This window comes from Spirillospora sp. CA-108201 (assembly GCF_050936235.1).
Taxonomy (GTDB): domain Bacteria; phylum Actinomycetota; class Actinomycetes; order Streptosporangiales; family Streptosporangiaceae; genus Spirillospora.
In genome coordinates this window covers 9,282,794-9,300,342 of the sequence record NZ_JBNJNE010000001.1, presented here as the reverse complement: position 1 = coordinate 9,300,342, position 17,549 = coordinate 9,282,794, and the positions used below count along the sequence as shown (strand labels likewise).

At 74.4% G+C, this 17,549-nt stretch carries 16 protein-coding genes; 5 read left to right on the top strand and 11 right to left on the bottom strand.

The window, feature by feature from the left end; translation table 11 throughout:
• Window positions 1–4 precede the first annotated feature (4 nt).
• Window positions 5–1,534 (bottom strand): serine/threonine-protein kinase, encoded by a 1,530-nt coding sequence (locus ACQEU6_RS44390; RefSeq protein ID WP_499339810.1) that lies wholly within the window; start codon window positions 1,532–1,534, stop codon window positions 5–7.
• A 100-nt stretch (window positions 1,535–1,634) separates the two neighbouring features.
• Here ACQEU6_RS44390 and ACQEU6_RS44385 point away from each other — a divergent pair, with 100 nt between their 5' ends.
• Genes ACQEU6_RS44385 through ACQEU6_RS44375 form a run of 3 tightly spaced genes read left to right on the top strand, consistent with a single transcriptional unit; the run spans window position 1,635 to window position 4,152 of the window.
• Complete coding sequence (locus ACQEU6_RS44385; RefSeq protein WP_499339809.1) at window positions 1,635–2,708, top strand: DUF6777 domain-containing protein; 1,074 nt, start codon at window positions 1,635–1,637, stop codon at window positions 2,706–2,708.
• A gap of 23 nt (window positions 2,709–2,731) precedes the next feature.
• On the top strand, window positions 2,732–3,121 hold the full coding sequence (locus ACQEU6_RS44380) for an ArsR/SmtB family transcription factor (protein ID WP_499339808.1): 390 nt from the start codon (window positions 2,732–2,734) through the stop codon (window positions 3,119–3,121).
• On the top strand, window positions 3,118–4,152 hold the full coding sequence (locus ACQEU6_RS44375) for a cation diffusion facilitator family transporter (RefSeq protein WP_499339807.1): 1,035 nt from the start codon (window positions 3,118–3,120) through the stop codon (window positions 4,150–4,152). Before ACQEU6_RS44380 ends, ACQEU6_RS44375 begins: the two co-directional genes overlap by 4 nt.
• Window positions 4,153–4,178: 26 nt before the next feature.
• Here the strand turns inward: ACQEU6_RS44375 and ACQEU6_RS44370 are convergent, their stop codons facing one another.
• The 5 genes from ACQEU6_RS44370 to ACQEU6_RS44350 form a co-directional block, all read right to left on the bottom strand.
• On the bottom strand, window positions 4,179–6,167 hold the full coding sequence (locus ACQEU6_RS44370; protein ID WP_499339806.1) for a glycoside hydrolase family 44 protein: 1,989 nt from the start codon (window positions 6,165–6,167) through the stop codon (window positions 4,179–4,181).
• Window position 6,168: 1 nt separating this feature from the next.
• A complete protein-coding gene (locus tag ACQEU6_RS44365; RefSeq protein WP_499339805.1) occupies window positions 6,169–7,683 on the bottom strand; it encodes a cellulase family glycosylhydrolase in 1,515 nt (504 codons plus the stop codon).
• Window positions 7,684–7,884: 201 nt separating this feature from the next.
• Window positions 7,885–8,028, bottom strand: coding sequence for a hypothetical protein (locus ACQEU6_RS44360; RefSeq protein WP_499339804.1), 144 nt, complete (start codon window positions 8,026–8,028; stop codon window positions 7,885–7,887).
• Between the two features lie 111 nt (window positions 8,029–8,139).
• A complete protein-coding gene (locus tag ACQEU6_RS44355; protein ID WP_499339803.1) occupies window positions 8,140–9,024 on the bottom strand; it encodes an amidohydrolase family protein in 885 nt (294 codons plus the stop codon).
• Between the two features lie 20 nt (window positions 9,025–9,044).
• On the bottom strand, window positions 9,045–10,061 hold the full coding sequence (locus ACQEU6_RS44350; protein WP_499339802.1) for an alpha/beta hydrolase: 1,017 nt from the start codon (window positions 10,059–10,061) through the stop codon (window positions 9,045–9,047).
• A 161-nt stretch (window positions 10,062–10,222) separates the two neighbouring features.
• On the opposite strand from ACQEU6_RS44350, the gene ACQEU6_RS44345 reads away from it, so the two are divergent.
• A complete protein-coding gene (locus ACQEU6_RS44345) occupies window positions 10,223–11,209 on the top strand; it encodes a diacylglycerol/lipid kinase family protein (protein WP_499339801.1) in 987 nt (328 codons plus the stop codon).
• A gap of 36 nt (window positions 11,210–11,245) precedes the next feature.
• On the opposite strand, the gene ACQEU6_RS44340 is transcribed toward ACQEU6_RS44345, so the two are convergent.
• A complete protein-coding gene (locus ACQEU6_RS44340) occupies window positions 11,246–11,815 on the bottom strand; it encodes a PadR family transcriptional regulator (protein WP_499339800.1) in 570 nt (189 codons plus the stop codon).
• Window positions 11,816–11,876: 61 nt separating this feature from the next.
• A complete protein-coding gene (locus tag ACQEU6_RS44335) occupies window positions 11,877–12,731 on the bottom strand; it encodes an aldo/keto reductase (RefSeq protein ID WP_499339799.1) in 855 nt (284 codons plus the stop codon).
• A 95-nt stretch (window positions 12,732–12,826) separates the two neighbouring features.
• Between ACQEU6_RS44335 and ACQEU6_RS44330 the strand changes: the two genes are divergently transcribed.
• Window positions 12,827–13,492 carry a DNA-binding response regulator gene (locus ACQEU6_RS44330; RefSeq protein WP_499339798.1) on the top strand — a complete coding sequence of 222 codons (666 nt, stop codon included), beginning with the start codon at window positions 12,827–12,829 and terminating at the stop codon, window positions 13,490–13,492.
• A 14-nt stretch (window positions 13,493–13,506) separates the two neighbouring features.
• Here ACQEU6_RS44330 and ACQEU6_RS44325 read toward each other — a convergent pair whose 3' ends face one another.
• The 3 genes from ACQEU6_RS44325 to ACQEU6_RS44315 are packed head-to-tail and all read right to left on the bottom strand — an operon-like array spanning window position 13,507 to window position 17,518.
• Window positions 13,507–13,899, bottom strand: a complete 393-nt coding sequence (locus tag ACQEU6_RS44325; RefSeq protein WP_499339797.1) for a hypothetical protein — start codon at window positions 13,897–13,899, stop codon at window positions 13,507–13,509.
• Window positions 13,899–16,232, bottom strand: a complete 2,334-nt coding sequence (locus ACQEU6_RS44320; protein WP_499339796.1) for a DUF4132 domain-containing protein — start codon at window positions 16,230–16,232, stop codon at window positions 13,899–13,901. The genes ACQEU6_RS44325 and ACQEU6_RS44320 overlap by 1 nt, the downstream gene beginning before the upstream one ends.
• A complete protein-coding gene (locus tag ACQEU6_RS44315; RefSeq protein ID WP_499339795.1) occupies window positions 16,232–17,518 on the bottom strand; it encodes a DUF4132 domain-containing protein in 1,287 nt (428 codons plus the stop codon). The genes ACQEU6_RS44320 and ACQEU6_RS44315 overlap by 1 nt, the downstream gene beginning before the upstream one ends.
• Window positions 17,519–17,549: the final 31 nt, after the last annotated feature.

The window sequence follows — 17,549 nt, the reverse complement described above, 5'->3', positions numbered from 1 at the left end:
CGCCTCAGATCGGCGAGCGGGACAGCCCGACCATGAGAAGGATCACCACTAAGGCGGTCAGCACGGCGTGGCCGGTGAGGGCGGCGGGCTGGATCTGGACGAGGGCGCCCCAGGCCGCCCACATCGCGACGCGGGCGACGCGCGCGGCCATGACCGTCCCCGCCGCGGGGCGGCTGCCGCGCCACGCCAGGATCACTCCGACCAGGGTGACGACGGCGACGACGGCGAACGACGAGGCGACCACGGGCAGCAGGCCGCCCCGGTGGCCCTCGCTGAGGGACGGCTGGGCGATCAGGATCGCGAGGGCGGCGACGTCGAGGGCGGCGAGGAGCCCCGCGAGGAGCAGGCCGGCGACGACGGCGGGGCCGCGCCGCAGCGTCCGGGGCGCCCGGGTCGTCCGGGGCGGCGGGGCGGGCGCGGGTCCGGCCGCGGGCACGGGCCCGGCCGTGAGTCCGGCTGAGGGCCCGGACTCGGGCGCGGGTCGAGGCGCGGGCGCGAGCCCGGCCGGAACCCCCGAGGCGGGCGCGGTTCCGGGCGAAGGCGGTGCGGACGTGGGCGGGCCGGGCCAGGTCGGCGTCTGCTCCCAGGACGCCGGGACGGACGTGTCGGCGGTCGGCGGCGGGGAGAGCTCGGTCGCGGACCTCGGGACCGGCTCCGTGGCGCCGGCGAAGTCCTCCGTGGGGTGCTCGGGTGGGATCTCCAGCCGGGCGTGCCGCTCGCTCTCGCCGAGCAGCCAGAGCAGGACGTCCTCGGAGGTGGGGCGGGCCTGCGGCTCCTTGGCGAGGCAGGCGGCGGCGACCTCGGCCAGCGGAGCGGGCAGGGCGCCGAGGTCGGGCGTCTCGTTCAGGATGCGGTACATCACCGCGGGCAGCGGGCCGCCCGCGAACGGGTCGTGGCCGGTGGCGGCGAACAGCAGGGTGCTCGCCCAGGCGAACAGGTCGGCCGACGGCCCGACCCGCCCGGTGAACTGCTCGGGGGCCATGTAGGCGGGCGTGCCGACGACCTGGCTCGTCATCGTCGCGCTCGCGTCGAACGCGCGGGCGATGCCGAAGTCGATCACGCGCGGCCCGTCCGGGCCCATCAGCACGTTCTGCGGCTTGAAGTCGCGGTGCACGACGTTCGCGCGGTGGATCGCCGACAGCGCCGTCACCGAGCTGATCGCGAGCCGGTCGAGGGCGGCGCCGGTGCGCGGCCCCTCCTCGCGGACGAGGGCGCGCAGCGACGGGCCCGGCACGTACTCGCTGACGATGTAGGGCCGGTCGCCCGCCACGTCGGCGGCGAGCATCTGCGCGGTGCAGAACCCGGCGACCCGCTCCAGGACGGCCATCTCGCGGACGAACCGCTCCCGCGCGTTGGCGTCCCCGACGAGCTGGGCGTGCAGCAGCTTGACGGCGACGCGGGACGGCCCGGGCCCCGGCTCGGCGGGCCGGCCGAGGTACACCGCGCCCTGGCCGCCGGCGCCGATCCGGCCGAGCAGCTCCCAGCGGCCGAGCCGGGTGGGATCGGCCGCGGTGAGAGGAACAGGCCCCGCCATTCGCACCCCCTCGAAAAAATTGAGCATTCCCACGGGCACAAAACCGCTCCGCCCGGCATCGAAGAGTATAGGTTCGGCGAGCCCGAAGCGGGAGAAGAAGATGCTGCAGATTCGTTCGACGATTGCGCGGTCCGGGGTCGGCGCCGCGCCGCTGGCGGGTGCCGTCGCGGCGCTCGTGGCCGCGGGCGCGCTGACCGGCTGCGGGGACGCCGGCGCGACCATCACGCGGCTGACGGTGGGTTCGCCGGGGCCCGAACCGTACACGCTGGCGTCCGGCACCGACAAGATCGGAGTGAAGGCGATGCCGCGGGCGGGCGGCACGAAGGAGGGGGACGCGCCGGGGCTCTACGGGGGCACGCGGCAGGCCTCGACCTGCGACAGGGAGAAGCTCGTCGCGTTCCTGCGGGCCCATCCCGACAAGGCGCGGGCGTGGGCGCGGGTGCAGGGCATCCCGGTGGACGACATCCCGCGGTACGTGTCGCGGCAGACGCCGGTCCTGCTGCGCACCGACACGTTCGTCACCAACCACGGGTTCAAGGACGGCAGGGGAACGAGCGATCCCGCCGTCCTTCAGGCCGGAATGGGCGTTCTGGTCAATGGTTACGGAGTGCCCACGGTGAAGTGCAATTGCGGCAATCCCCTCACTCCGCCCGACAAAAAGATCTCCACCCGGAACGCGTCGTACAGTGGCCGATCCTGGCCGGGATTCGCGAAGGGGAATGTCACCCGGATCCGGCCGCGGGATTCCCAGAAGGGGACGATCGTCACTTTCGTCCTTGTCGACCCGGAGGCCACGATGGGGTTCGAGCGGCCCCGCGCCACCGAGGGGGCGGCGGACGGCCCGCCGACCGCGCTCCCGCCGGCGGAGACGGAGGTCGTCGCGAGCGACTCGCCCGCGCCGTCCGACTCGGGCCTGGAGACGCCCGGCGCCGAGTCCCCCGGAACGGAGTCGCCGGGGACGGAGTCGCCCGGCGCGGGCACGCCCGGCGCGGGGACGCCGGGGACCGAGGCCCCCGGACCGGCGACCCCGGGTCCCGCGCTCTCGTCCCCGTCGCCGGGCGCGACCACGCAGGCCCCGGGCCCGGGCGCCGGCGGGATGGAGACGCCCGGGGACGGCGCGCACGGGCCGGTCTCCCTGCCGCCCTCGAAGGAGCCCGCCGCCGTGACCTCCTGACGCCGTGCGCTATATTTGCACATATGAGCAGTGCTTCAGATGTCATCGCCCCGGACGCCTGCGCCGTCCGGGTGGTCGACGCCGCCAAGGTCGCCGCCGTCACGGCGTCCCTGCCGGACGGGGAGACGATCACCGAGCTGGCGCAGGTGTTCGGGCTGCTGTCCGATCCCGGCCGGCTGCGGGTCATCACGGCGCTGCTCGCAGGGGGGGAGATGTGCGTGTGCGACATCGCCGCGTCCTGCGGTCACTCGGAGTCGGCGGTCTCGCACGCGCTGCGCCTGCTGCGCGCCAACCGCGTCGTGCGCGTCCGCCGCGCCGGCCGGATGGCCTACTACCGGCTCGACGACTCGCACGTGCGGCTGCTGCTCGATCTCGCCCTCACCCACGTCGGCCACGGAGAGGAGGGGACATGACCGGGGACCGCGAGGACACGCCGGGAAAGCGCGGGCGCGCGGGCCACGAGGCCGGGCACGGGCACGGCCACGGGCACGCCGTCTCCGCGAGCGCCGACCGGCGGCTGCTGACCGGCGCGCTGGCGCTGATCATCGCCTACATGTCGGGCGAGGTGGTCGTCGGCCTGCTCGCCGGGTCGCTGGCGCTGATCACCGACGCCGCGCACATGATGACCGACGCGTTCGCGATCGCGCTGGCGCTGGTCGCGATGCGCATCGCCGCCCGCCCGCCGAAGGGCGGCTACACCTTCGGCCTGCGCCGCGCCGAGATCCTGTCCGCGCAGCTGAACGGGCTGACGCTGATCCTGCTCACCGTCTACTTCGTGTACGAGGGCGTCCGGCGGCTGATCGAGCCGCCCGCGGTGGAGGGCCAGTTCGTCTTCTGGACCGCCCTCGCGGGCATCGCCGTCAACATCGCGGCGACCGTCCTGATCAGCCGGGCGGACCGGCGCAGCCTGAACGTCGAGGGCGCGTTCCAGCACATCCTGAACGACCTGTTCGCGTTCGTCGCGACCGCCGTCGCGGGCCTGGTCGTGTGGACGACGGGCTTCGCCCGCGCGGACGCGATCGCCTCGCTGGTGGTGGCCGCGCTGATGCTCAAGGCCGGGTACCGGCTGCTGCGGGACGCGGGCCGGGTGCTCATGGAGGCCGCGCCCGCCGGGCTCGACCCGTCCGAGCTCGGCGCGCGGCTCGCCGGGCGCCCCTGCGTCGAGGAGGTCCACGACCTGCACGTGTGGGAGGTCAGCTCGGGCTACCCGGCGCTGTCGGCGCACGTGCTCGTCGACTCCGAGGGCGACTGCCACGCCGTCCGCCGCGACCTTCAGGAGCTGCTGCGCGACGCCTACGCGATCACGCACACGACGCTGGAGGTCGACCACGTGGCCGAGCCGTCCGGCGGCCACGTCCACTGCGACGACGCGCACGGCCCCCGCCATGTGGCGGAGGCCGTCGAGCCCCACGAGCACGCGGGCGGCGCGCCGTGCGAGCACTAGGGCCGCGCGGCCGCGCCGCCCCGTGATCAGCGGGTGGCGCAGGCGGCGCCGTTCAGCGTGAAGGCGCCCGGAGGCGGATTCGCCGCGCCGCTCGACCCGTTGAAGCCGAGCGTGACCGACGCTCCCGGCCGGATGGTCCGGTTCCAGTCGAGGTCGCGGGCGGTCACGTCCGGGCCGCTCTGCGACCAGGCGGCGTTCCAGCCCTGGGTGACGCGCTGGCCCGCGGCGAAGGCGAACCCGAGCGTCCAGCCCTCGACGGGCGAGGTCCCGGTGTCGGCGACGGTGACCTGTGCGGTGAAGCCGGTCCCCCACTGGCTCTGCACCGCGTAGGAGGCCCGGCACGCCGACGCGGCCGGGCCGCCCGCCGGGATCTCGACCAGGGTGATCGAGGACGCGGGGAACGTCGAGGTGAACCCGTTCGCGCCGACCGCCGCGTCAGGGGCGCGGACGATCGCGGACCGGTCGGCGCCGCTGTAGCGGTAGACGCGCCCGGCCGCCGGACCGGACCGCCCGGCGATCGAGACCGTGCTGGTGAGGTCGTCGGTGAGCGACTTGTTCACGACCATCAGCGTGAGCGCCCCGTCGGACGAGCGCTCCGCCGCGTACACCGCGAGCCTGCCCTGGTCGGCGCTGGACGCGCGGACCGACGTCTCGCCGAACGAGGCGCCCGCGCCGTCGTAGTTCCGGTACATGCGGAAGGCGTGGGCGCCCGGGTCGGAGGCGCCCGGCGGCGCCCACAGCGTCGCCAGGTCGAGCCCCTCCCGCCCGAAGATCCCGAGGACGTCCGCCTGGGCCAGCGCGCCGTTCACATGGCCGAGCGCGCCCCAGTTGTACTCGGTGATCGCCAGCTTGGTGCCCGGATAGTTCTGGTTCACGAGCTCCCGCATCCGCGGGATGTAGTCGATCGGCCGGCCGATCCAGCTCTCGTCGGTGTAGGAGGGGTCCCAGAGCTGCCGGGTGGAGCGCAGCCGCAGCTCCTGGGTCGCCGCGTCACCGGGCTCGCCGGAGGACACCCCGGCCTGCTGCGGGTAGAGGTGCTCGTCGAAGTAGTCGAGGATGCGGGTCCCGTGCTCCTGCTCGTAGGCCTTCATCTGCCGCAGGTACCAGTCCGCGAACGGGACGCCGCCGTGGGCGGCCCGGTCCGGCGGGTTCGACCAGCAGTCGCCGCCCTCGCGGTCGCAGGTCTGCTTGTCCAGACCCGACATCGTCAGCGGCTGGAAGCCCCAGCCGACCGGGCCGAGCGTCTTGGCCCCCGGGTCGGCGGCCCTCACGGCGGAGGCGATCGCGTACGTCTGGCGGCGCATCTCGTCGTAGCCGGCGCCGTCCGGGTGAACGTCGCGATGGGTGGCGTGCCAGAGGTCGGGCTCGTTGTCGAGGTCGTAGAAGCGCACGCCGCCGCCGTCGGCCCGGCCGTACTTGCCGGTCAGGTGGGACAGCCAGTCGGTGACGTACGGCGCGCCCGCCGGGACGCTCGTGTCGGCCGGGTCGTTGCCCGTGACGTTCGAGCCGTCCGGCTTCACCCCGTTGCCGCAGTCGGGCCTCCACTGGGTGTCGGCCCCCTGCTGCGGCCCGTACTCGGCGACGCCGAACCCGCAGGTGTAGTCGCGGCCCTCAGGCGTCCAGCCGATCAGCGGGACGGTGAGGAGCGTGCCGGTGCCGGTGCGGCGGTCCTGGTCGGTGAACTCGTCGGTCTCGGACCCGTCGGGGAGCTTCGCGGGGTCCGGCGCCGGACCGGGCACGTTCTCGAAGTACCAGTCCGAGCCCCGGTTGGTCTCGTCGTACAGATAGTTGTAGCGGGTCGTGGCGTTGCCGCCCCACCGCCGGACGGGCAGGCGCAGCTCCTTGGCGAGGTCCTCGGAGGCGAAGTTCATCCCGTAGACGTACGGGCTGATCGCGTGCCGGGACGCGGACGGGTCGACGGTCAGGGCGGGCCCGTCCGCGGCCCGCGCCGGGGGCGCGGCCCACGGCAGGAGCGCGGCGGCCGCGAGGACGGCGAGCCAGGGCTTGCGCGTCATGTCACACCTCGCATCCCTTGTCGTTCACCTCGAACGCGGCGGGCGCGCCGCTCGCCGCGCCGGTCGCCCGGAACCCGACCGTGATCGAGGCGCCGGGCGCGACCGACGCGTTCCAGTCCAGGTCCCCGGCGGTGACGGCGGCCCCGCTCTGCGACCACGCGGCGCTCCACCCCTGGGAGACCTTCTGGTCGCCGGGGAAGGCGAACTCCAGCGTCCAGCCGTTCAGCGCGGAGGAGCCGGTGTTGGTGAGGGTGACCTGGGCGGTGAAGCCGCCCGACCAGCTGTTCTGCACCGTGTAGGCGACCTTGCAGGACGTCTCGGGCGTGCCGGGGCCGCCCGGGTCACCGCCCGGGTCGCCCGCGCCGAGCAGGTAGGGATCGAGGTAGGACTGCTTCGCCGTGTTCACGGTGGTCCAGTCGTCGTTGAGGATGCCGCCGGTGTCGCCCGAGTTGGGGTTCCACGACCAGAAGGTGAAGGAGATCCCGCCCGCGCCCTTGCCGAGGTAGGCCATCAGGGTGCGCAGCCAGGTCTGGTCGCGCGGATCCCGCAGCGTCGTCCCGAACTCGCCGAGCAGGACCGGCGCGACGTCGTTCTCGTAGAGATGGCCCCAGTTCTTGTCCCAGATGCCCGCCAGGTTGGACGGGAAGGACGGGTCGTCGAACCACGGCTGCGGGTACACCGACGTGGCGTAGTCGTGGGCGGAGTACACCAGCCGGTTCGCGACGTTCAGCCGCACCGGGTACTGCGCGGCGCCCTGGAGGTTGCCGCCCCACCAGTAGTTGTCGCTCCCCTGGTCGTTGACGCCCTCGACGATGATCAGCCAGTTCGGCTCGGCCGCGAGGATCGCGTTGCCCGCCCGCTCGGCCGCGAGCCGCCAGTCCCTCGTCTGGTCGCCGCAGCCCCAGCACGCCGGGGAGTGCGGCTCGTTGTGCAGGTCGGCGCCGATGACCGTGGTGTCGCCCGCGTAGTGCCGGGCGAGCATCGTCCAGTCGGAGATCCACCGCGACTCGGGGTAGGCGGCGGTGTACCAGAGCGCGGACTGGCCGCCGGAGTCCGGGCGGTGCCGGTCGAGGACGACCTTGAGCCCGATCCGCCCCGCGTACGCGATGACCCTGTCCAGGATCTGCAGCCCGTTCAGGCCCTGCAGGTCGGGATTCTTGGCGTAGTCGATGCTGTTCGGGGCGCTGCCGGCCTCGAACAGCTGGCTGCTGCAGGGCAGCCGCAGCGTGTTGTACCTCAGGCTCTTGATCTGGTCGAGCATGTCCTTGTAGCCGCGCGACCAGAGGCCGTGCGGGGCGTAGTTGGACGTCTCGGCCCCGAACCAGTTGATGCCCGTCATCCGCACCGGCTGCCCGGCGGCGTCGAGCAGCTGCCGGCCGCCGGTGTGCCAGTAGCCGGCGCCGGCCGCGCGGGCCGGGGACGGCGCGGCCTGGACGAGCGCCAGCGCCAGCAGCACGGCCACGAGGATCGGGAGGAGGCGGGGCCGCGGGAGTCCCACGGTCACGGTCGTTCTCATGCGGGGTCCTCGGTCGACGGGGTGGGAGCGCTCCCACACTCGGTCGCGGCTCCCGGCCCGTCAAGGGCGGCGCCGGGCGCCCCGCGCTGACCAGGCAACCCGCGTGAAAACCGGTGAAAAAAGACTGGCCCCGCACGGATGCGGGGCCAGCGGTTAACAATCAATGGTCAGACAACAACAAAAAAGGTCAGTTCGTCAGTTCTAGTTCTTGCCCGCCTTCGGATCGACGCCGAGCGCCTTCGCCGTCTCGTCGACCAGCTTGTCGAGATCCTCCTTGGGCCCGCTGAAGATGACCTGCGGGAAGGTCCTGTCATCCTCGGGTTGCGGAGGCGTTTCGTTCGTCATATTCATCCACTCCATCTCGTTTTATCCCTGATAAGAGGTCGAAGCATTCACTCCGACCACGCTGGGATCGTCCGAGATATTCGGGATGCCGCAACGGCCGCGGCCCGGCGGTTACAGGCCGAAGAGTTCGGCGGGGCCGTGCCAGCAGACCGAGCGCAGCCAGTCGTCGCCGAGGTCGAGCGCGGCCAGGGACTCCAGCTGGTGCGCATACGCGTAGGGGATGTTCGGGAAGTCGGTGCCGAGCAGGATGCGCCCCTCCAGGCCGAGGTCGCGCAGCCGGGGCAGCAGCGCGTCCGGGAAGGGCGCCAGGGCCGCGAACCGGGTGAAGATCATCGTGGTGTCGAGGTGGACGCGCTCGTGGGCGTCGGCGAGGGCGAAGAAGTCCTCGAACTCCGGCGCACCCAGGTGGGCGACGATCGTCGTCAGGCCCGCGTGGCGGGCGAGGACCTCGCCGAACGGGCCGGGTCCGGTGAAGCCGTTGGCGACCGGTCCGGAGCCGGCGTGGACGAGGGCGGGCACGCCGGCGTCGGCGAGCATCCCCCACACCGCGTCCAGCTCCTTCAGGCGGGGGTCGAAGCCACCGACCTGGAGGTGGACCTTGAAGACGCGGGCGCCCGCGTCCAGCGCGCGGCGCACGTACTCCTCGACGCCGGGCTCGGGGTAGAACGTGGCGGACTGGAGGCACTCGGGGACGCGCGCGGCGAACCGGGCGCCCCACTCGTTCAGCGACTCGGCCATGCCGGGCCGGTGCGGGTAGGCCAGCGAGGTGAAGGCGCGGACGCCGAGCCCGTGCAGGAGGTCCAGCCGCTCCTGCTCGGAGTCGCGGTAGCGGATGGGCCACTCGGTGCCGATCAGCGGGCCGGCCTCGTCGAAGTACCCCCACACCGCGCTCATCAGCCGCTGCGGCATGAAGTGGACGTGGACGTCGATGATGCCGGGGAGCCCGAGCGATCGCCAGAACGCGGGGACATCTGAATCAGAACGAGGTTCGGCCACGCCCCGACCCTAGCCGCCGCTCAGGCGATCTCGGCGAGCAGGGCGGGCAGCGCGGCCCGCAGCTCCCGGCGCCAGTAGGGCCAGGTGTGGGTACCGCGGTAGAAGTGCGTGGAGACGGGGATGCCGAGCTTCTTCAGCTTGCCGGCGAGGTCGCGGGAGACGGTGTGGGCGAGGGCCTCCAGCACGTCGGGAGAGGCGGTCTCCGGCGCGCCCCGGCCGGGGTGGTCGAAGGGGCCGGAGACGCCGTCCCCGGCGCTGACGTGCACGCGGACGCCCGCGAGCCGGGCGGCGAGGTCGTAGGGGTTGTGCTGGCGCCACACGACGCGCTGCTCGTCGGGGTCGCCCCACACGTCCCTCCAGTCGAGGGCGGGCTCCCCGATCGCGACGCTCAACTCGACGAGGTCGGCGACGTCGAGCCCGGACGGGTCGCGGTGCAGCGTGTGCACCGGCCCGCTGAACGACGCCGCCGCCCGGAAGAGGCCCCGGTGCCTGGCCGCGTACGCCAGCGCGCCGAGCCCGCCCAGCGCGTTGCCGGCGACGGCGCGCTCCGGCCCTGCGCGGTAGCCGCGTTCCAGGATCTGCCGCAGTTCGGCGAGGTGGAAGGTCTCCCACTTCGGCGCGCCGCCGCCGCCGCGGTTCCACCAGTCGGTGTAGCCGGCGCACGGACCGCCGTCCGGCATGACGACGATCACATCGGCGTCCTCGGTCAGCTCCTCGATGTCGCTGTGCTCGCTCCACGCGGTGTGGCCGTCCCGTCCGGCGGCGGCCCCGTGCAGGAGCCAGAGCACCGGCCAGGTGCGGGCGGCGTCCCGCGACCAGCCGGGGGGCAGCAGGAGGCGGGCGTGCGCGACGGCCTCCAGGGCGGGGGAACGCACGGCCAGGTCGAGGACGCGGCGGCGCGGGCGGCGCTCGCCGACCACGGCCGCGCCGTCGTCGGCGGGGGCGCCGGGCAGGGCCGTGCCGCCCGGCGCGATGGACGCGGTCAGCCCGGCGACCGCAACGATGAGTCCCGCTCCCGCCAAGCCGAGCAGCCGCATGATCCCGCCCCCGTCGTCCAGAGGTGCCTGTTGTAAAGGTTCCCTCTGACGGGAATGTTTCAACGCTGTGTAATCGGTTTATAAAATGTCGGGCCGGGCGTTCCGGTCCACGTACCTGGCGCGGACGAAGGGGGCGACCGGAAGAGATGCGGAGCGTCCAGATGCGGAGCAAGGCGGAGCTGGAGTCGGCGATCGCGGGCGGCGGGCGCGCGGCGCTGGTGATCAACTCGCGTTCCCGGCGGGGGCGGCGGCTCTACGGCACGGCACGGCGCCTGCTGCGGGAGGCGGGCCTGGACTTCCCGCACGTCTTCCCGGTGACCGACCCCTCCCGGCTGCCGGAGCTGTTCGCCGACGTCCTCGCGCTGGAGCCCGACCTCGTGGTCGTCGGCGGCGGGGACGGCACGGTCGCCGAGGCGGTCGGGCACCTCGCGCACCGCGACATCGCGCTCGGGGTGCTGCCGCTCGGCACCACCAACAACTTCGCCCGCAGCCTGGAGCTGCCGATGGACCTGCCGGGCGCCGTCACGACCCTCGCGCTCGGCCGGGCGGACGCCGGGAAGGTCGCCGACGTCGACGTCGGCTGGTTCGAGTCGACGGGCGACCCGCAGGGCGAGGGGCCCGGCGACGAGCGCGAGCACATCTTCGCCAACATGGTCAGCCTCGGCCTGTCGGTCCAGGTCGCCGGGCACGTCCCGCACATGCTCAAGCGGTTCGTCGGGCGCCCCGCCTACGCGCTGACGGCGGCGGGGCTGCTGCCCCGGCACGAGGCGTTCACCGCCCGCATCACGATCGACGGCGAGACGCACGAGGTCGCCACGCACCAGCTGAACGTCGCCAACGGCGCGCACCACAGCGGGCAGCGCATCGCCCGCGACGCCAGCCCGGACGACCGGCTGCTCGCCGTGTACCGGCTCGGTGACGAGCGGCGGCTGCGGCTGGCGTCGGCCACGGCCCGGCACGTCCTGACCGGCCCGTGGCGGTCGCTGGAGGACGACGCGTTCCTCACCACGACGAACGTGGAGATCGAGACCGACCCGCCGATGCAGGTGGACGTGGACGGCGAGGTCCGCGGCCGTACCCCGGTCTCGATCAAGCTGCGCGGCAACGCCCTGCGGGTGATCGTCCCGAAGACGTTCGTCGACACCTGATCGGCCGGAGGACGCCCCTGACCCGCCCGGGGCGGGTCAGGGGCCGCCCTGCCCGCGCTCGTCGGCCATGACGTAGGCGCCCGCCTCCAGGCGCTCGATCACGCCGAGCGTCCAGGTCCGGGCGGAGTCGGCGGAGTGGACCCACCAGCCGAGCAGCTCGCGCAGGTGGTCGGAGGGGGCCAGCGCGTCCAGGGGCGGGGCGACGGAGGCGCGCCAGGCGGCCAGGCCGCAGAGGCGCTCGCGCAGCAGGGCGAGCGCCTCGGCGCGCGGCAGCTCGGTGAGGAACCCCAGGCCCGCCGTCAGCATCTCCGGGTGCCGGACGTCCACCGCGGAGAGGGCCGAGCGCAGCAGCCGGTGGAACTCCGCCCGGCCCGCCTCGGTGATCTCGTAGTCGGTGTGCGGCGGGCCGGCCTCGCTCTCCTCCACCTCGTGGGCGTGCAGCAGGCCCTCCTTGGCCAGCTGCCTGAGCGCGTGGTAGATCGAGCCCGGGTTGACGTGGGCCCACTCGTCCGAGCCCCAGGAGAGAAGCTCGCGCCGGACCTCGTAGCCGTGCGCCCGCCCGAACCTGCGCACCCCGCCGAGCACCAGCAGCCGCGTCGTCGACATCCTCTCCCCCTGATCGCAAACCTGTTCAGGGTAGAGGCTCCGGCGACCGCGCGCGCGGTCCTCACCGCTTCAGGGCGGCGAGGTCCTCCGGGGCGAGCGCCAGATCCGCGGCGGCGAGGTTCTCCTCCAGGTGGGCCGGGGAACTGGTGCCCGGGATGGCGAGCATCACCGGCGAGAGCGCCAGCAGCCCGGCGAGGAGCACCTGCGGGACGGTGGCGCCGTGCCGGGCGGCGACCGCGTTGACGCGGGCGTCGTCGGGGATCCCGAACCCGCCGAGCGGGAAGTAGGGGGCGTAGGCGATGTGGCCGTCCTCACAGGCGGCCAGGAGCTCGGCGTCCTGCGGCTGCGTCACGTCGAACCGGTTCTGGACGGCCGCGACCGGCGCGATCCCGCGCGCCTCCTCCAGCTGGGCGAGGCTCACGTGGCTCAGTCCGAGGTGCCTGATGAGGCCCTCCTCGCGGAGCCCGGCCAGCACGGCGAAGCGCTCCCCGACCGGCTCGTCCGCCGGGGCCTCCAGCCCGCCGGGCCGCAGGTACACGAGGTCGAGCCGGTCGAGACCGAGCCCGGTGAGGTTGCGCTCCACCTCGGCGCGCAGCTCCGAGGCGGGGAGCTGCCCGGACGGGTAGGGGTCGTCCGGGCCCCGGTACGGTCCCACCTTCGTGGCGACGACGAGGCCGGGCGGGTAGGGGGCGAGCGCGGCGCGGATCATCTCGTTGGCCGCCAGGCCGTCCGGGTGGCGGTAGAACGCGGCCGTGTCGACGTGGTCCACGCCCAGCTCGACGGCCCGCTGGAGGATCTTGATTCCGGTGTCCCGGTCGTTGGCCGGGCCGCCGAGGGCGCTCGCGGGCAGCCGCATCGCGCCGAAGCCCATCCGGGAGATCCGCAGGTCGCCGCCGAGATCGAAGTGTCGTGTCATGCCGTCCACTGTGCTGCGGCCGGCGGGCCGGGGCGATCGGCTGGCAGCTTGCTGCCACGGCGGCGTCCGGCCGGCCGCGTGGCAGACTGGGGCCCGTGAGCGTCGACCTGGACCGCAACGTCGTGCTCCGCGGCGAGGCGGAGCTGGTCGAGCGCGCGGGGCGGCTGTTCTTCGCGTGCGAGGAGTTCGCGTGCGCCGCGACCGACCAGAACACGTGGGTGCTGCCCGGGTTCCGGGAGCGGATCGTCGCCGAGCGGCGCCGGATCCGGCCCGCCCCGGCCGTCCGCAAGCTGTACACCCCCGCGGCCCTCGCCGACGAGGAGTCCGAGCGGCGGCTGCTCGCGATCGCCGCCGCGGGGGCGCGGGTGCGGATCAGCCGGGCGCCGCTCCCGCACGAGACGATCATCGTGGACGGGAGGGTCGCCATCCTCGCGGGCCCGGTGGAGGGCGGCGTGCGCGAGTACACCGTCGTCCGGTCGCCGGGCGTGGTGAAGGGCGTGGTGTCGCTGTTCCAGGCGACGTGGGAGACGGCGGCGGAGCTCGCCGACCACCGGCGCGACCGGCCGCCCGCGCTGGGCGAGGAGAGCCTGCACATCCTGCGGCTGCTCGGCGGCGGGCTGAAGGACGAGGCGGCCGCGCGGCGGCTCGGCATGTCGCTGCGCACCTACCGGCGCCGCGTCGCGGAGATCCTGACCCTGCTGGACGCCGACTCCCGCTTCCAGGCGGGCCTGCGCGCCCACGAGTACGGCCTGATCGGCTGAGCCGCGCGCGGCCCTCAGCCTCCGGCGAGCGGGACGAGCCTGATGAAGACCAGGTCGGGGTCGCCGGTGAGGTCGACCTCCTCGTCGAGGTCCTCCACCTGGCGGTCGGCGGCGAGCACGAAGAACCCGTTGGCGAGGAAGGCGCGCTCGGCGATGTCGGCCTGCCGCTCCCAGTCCAGGCGGCGGGGCTCACGGAGCCGGTAGCCGTTCAGCTCCGCCTCGGCGCCGTCCGGGCGGACGAGGCCGTCGAACCGGTCGGAGGGGCGGGCGTTGTGCCGGGCGACCTCCTCGCGGACCCGGAGCCTGATCAGCTCCCGGACGGTCATCCGGTCGGGCAGCCCGGCCACCTGGAACCCGGCGACGGGTGCGCCGGCGGCCGTCTCGTCGCGGAAGTTCACGGCGGGCATCAGGCACCTCGCTTGATCTGCGTCAGGATGGACTCGTCGTCGATCGCGTCGTCGGCGGCGAGCAGGAACGCCTTGCTGAGGATGAGGGAGAGCCGCTCGTCCTCGAACGGCAGGAAGACCCTGGCTCCGGCGGCGCGCCGCTCCGGGACGACGCAGAGGAACGCGTCGTCGGGCTCCATCACGATGTTGGCCGAACCGAGATGGATCTTGTAGGTGCGCAGCCGCCCGCGCACGACCAGGTAGCGGCCGTCGATCGCGCAGCGGTCGGCGATCCTCGTGCGCGGCAGGACGCGCTCCAGGGCTTCCCGGCGGGTCCGGGTGGTCTCGCCGAGGTCGGCGTACCACGCGCGCACCCAGTAGTCGTGGGCCTCGCCGTCCTCCCACATGGGGTCGGCGGCGATGGAGGCGACGCCGACGAACAGGTCCACGTCCCGCATCGCCTCGCTGAACACCAGCGGCGGCACGTCGGCGAGCGGCGCCTCCCGCCAGCCGCCGCCGTCGCCGCGGCGGTCGAACACCACCCGGTTGGTCCCGGCGATCTCGTGCTCGCCCTGCCAGTCGGCCAGGACGTGGGAGAACCTGACCCGCCACTCCCCCGCCGCGAGCGTCCGGGCCGCCTCGTCGGAGCCGCCGCCGTCCCAGGGCCCGAGCAGGGCGCTCGTCCAGCCGCGGGCCCGGAACAGGGCGAACATCCGCCGGTAGTGGACGAGGTGCGCGGCGAACCGGTTGGAGTAGGTCGCGGTCTCCTCCTCCGCGGGGGTGAGGAGGTAGATCTCGCGGAACGCCTGCTTGAACGGCTGCCGGACCTGCTCGTCGACGAGCAGGTCCCGCCACGCGCGGACCTCGTCCGGCCGCGACCTGATCGGGTGCCACAGCCGGACGGGCGCGTCGTCGGCGCAGTCCGGGAGCTCGCCCGTCTCGGGGAGGACGGTGCGCCAGTCGCCGGGGGCGGTCTCGACCTGCCAGAGGAGCGCGCGCACCGTCGGCCCCGCGATCGGGTGGCGCAGCAGCCCGTCCCGCCACCGGCCGAACGGGTGGACGGCGTCGGCGGTGAAGCCGCCCTCCAGCGCCCGCGCGAGCGTGACGAGCTGGGCGCCGACCCGTTTGGCGAGGTCGCGCAGCTCCTTGACCTCGTCCTTGTGGTCGCGGCGGACGGGCGCGGGGACGCCCTTCAGGATCTTGCCGTCCTTCTCGAAGGCCAGCTCGGCCTTGCCGGCGGCGACGCTGACGACGGCCGTGTAGCCGCCGAGGTCCCGGCGCAGGACGCCGCCGGGGCCGAAGCCGAGATCGGGGAGGCGCAGCGCGACCTCGGTCCGCTCGGCGAGGGCCGCCTCGACCTTCTTGAGCATCTTGTCGAGCTGCTTGGGGACCCCGGCGTGCCGGACGTTCCCGCGCACGGTCCGGATCGCGGTGACCAGCTCGGGCGTGGGGAACTCCTGCGCGGCCCGGACGATCTCGTACAGCAGCCCCTGCGAGGGCAGCGTCCTCACCTCCGTCGGAGCCACGGAGATGGCGGGCAGGAGGCCGTCGAGCAGGGCGGGCAGCCACGGCTCGTCGCGCAGCAGCGCGATGCGCGCGGCGTGCCCGACGGCGGCGACCTCCCTCCCGGTGAACGCCTTGTCGGCGCGGAACGGGATCTCTCCGTCCTGGACGGCGCGGGCGCGGTCGGCGGCGGCCTCCAGGGCGGCGCGGGCGTACGCGACGCAGGCGGGGACGGCGGCGACGCGCTCCCACACCTGGGGCGCGACCGGCGGGGAGTTGTAGGACCGGGTGTCGAACAGCTCGGACAGCAGCACCCGTTCCGCCGGTTCCAATCGCAGGACGAGGTCGAGCTCGTCCTGAGCGATCGGGCCCTGCCGGAACCGGTCGAGCCGGTCGGCGACCGCCCGCAGGACGTCGTCGCCCGCGAGCCCGCCGATCGCGAGCAGCGCGAACGGCTGGTCGAGGCGCCCTTCGCCGAGAAGGAACCCGACCAGCGTCCGGGCGGGGCCGGCGATGTCGGGCCAGGGCCCCGTGCAGCGGACCAGCGTGCCCGCGCCGAGCACGAGGTCCGCCCACTCGCGCTGGGCCAGCCCGCCGACGAGCGCCTGGAACATCCGCTCGCACGCCTCCGGCGTGTAGCGCGGCTGCCGCCGCCTGGCCTCGTCCTCGATCATGAGCCGGACGGACATCGACACGAACGGCGCCTCCCGGCCGACCGCGTAGGCGGCGGGGACGAGGCCGCCGAGGTCGTGGTCGGACAGCGCCGACAGGTCGGGATGCCAGGAGCGGAACTCCTCGTCCTCCGCCGCCGGGTCGGTCATGGCGCGCAGCAGGCGCGCGGTCAGCTCCATCAGGCGTCCCTCGTGATCTGCCGCAGGACGGCCTCGTCGGTGATCCGGTGGTCGGCGGCCAGCAGGGACGCCGTGTCGAGGACCCGCGCCAGCTCCTCGTCCTCGACCGGCAGGAACAGGCCCCTGCGGCCCGTCCGGCGGGACGGCTCGACCAGCAGCCGGCCGCCGCCGGGCTCCATCAGCACGCCGCCCGAGCCGAGGTGGACGCGGTAGGTGCGCAGCCCTCCGCGGACGACGAGGAACCTCCCGTCGACCGAGCAGCGGTCGGCGATCCTCGTGCCGGGCAGGACGCGGCGCAGCACGTCCGCGCGGATCTCGGCGGACGCCGACAGCGCGCCGAACGGGTCCTCCTGCGCGGGCGGGACGAGGCGCAGGAACAGGTCGGCCTCCCGCATGCCCTCGCTGAACACCGGCCGCGGCACGGCCCGCGGCGGCGCCTCCCGCCAGCGCCCGGCGGCCCGCCGCTCGAACGTCGCCCGCGCCCGGCCCCCGTGGCAGCCGACCCGCCACGCGCCCTCCGCGAGGACGCGCCGGGACTCCCCGTCGAAGCGGCCGCCGCGCAGGTCGGTCTCGGCCCCGGGCGGGCCCGGCCGGTAGGTCTCGCGGAACGCCTGCCGGAACGACTGGGCCATCCGGTTGCCGGTCACGAAGCCCCGCCAGGCCCGGACGGCGCCCGGGAGCGCCCGCGCCGGGTGCCACAGCCGCACGGGCGCGCCGCCGCGCGGCACGGGCAGGGCGCGGCCGTCCACGGTGACGAGCACGTCCTCGCCGGGTGTGGCGGCGTGCCAGTGCCCGTCCGGCTCCTGGAACTCCCAGATCAGTCCGTGCGCGACCCTCCCGGTGACCGGATGGTCGCGGAAGTGCCGGCACCACTGCCCGTACGGCCAGGTCCGCTCGCCCGCCATCAGCGCCTCGACCCGCGCCCGTTCGGCGGCCAGCGTCGCGCGGACCTGCCTCACCAGCGCCTTCGTCTCCTTGACCTGCGGGGCGAACCCGGCCCTGAGCGCGCCCGGGACGGTGGGCAGCGGGCGGCCCTCCGCGCCGATGAAGGTGAGCCGGACGGTCATCGGGTCGGCGATGGCGAGCACCGCCTGGTAGCCGCCGATGTCGCGGGCGAGCGAGCCGTCGCGGCCGAGCCCGTGCGCGGGCACCCCGGGCTCGGCGGGCGCCCCGGGCTCGGCGGGCGCCCCGGGCTCGGCGGGCGCCCCGGGCTCGGCGGGCACGGCGGGGCCGGGCGGGCGGTCCAGAAGGTCGAGCGCGGCCGGCGGCCGGGGGTCGTCGGACATAAGGTGATCTTTCCAGATGGAAGCGACGGTT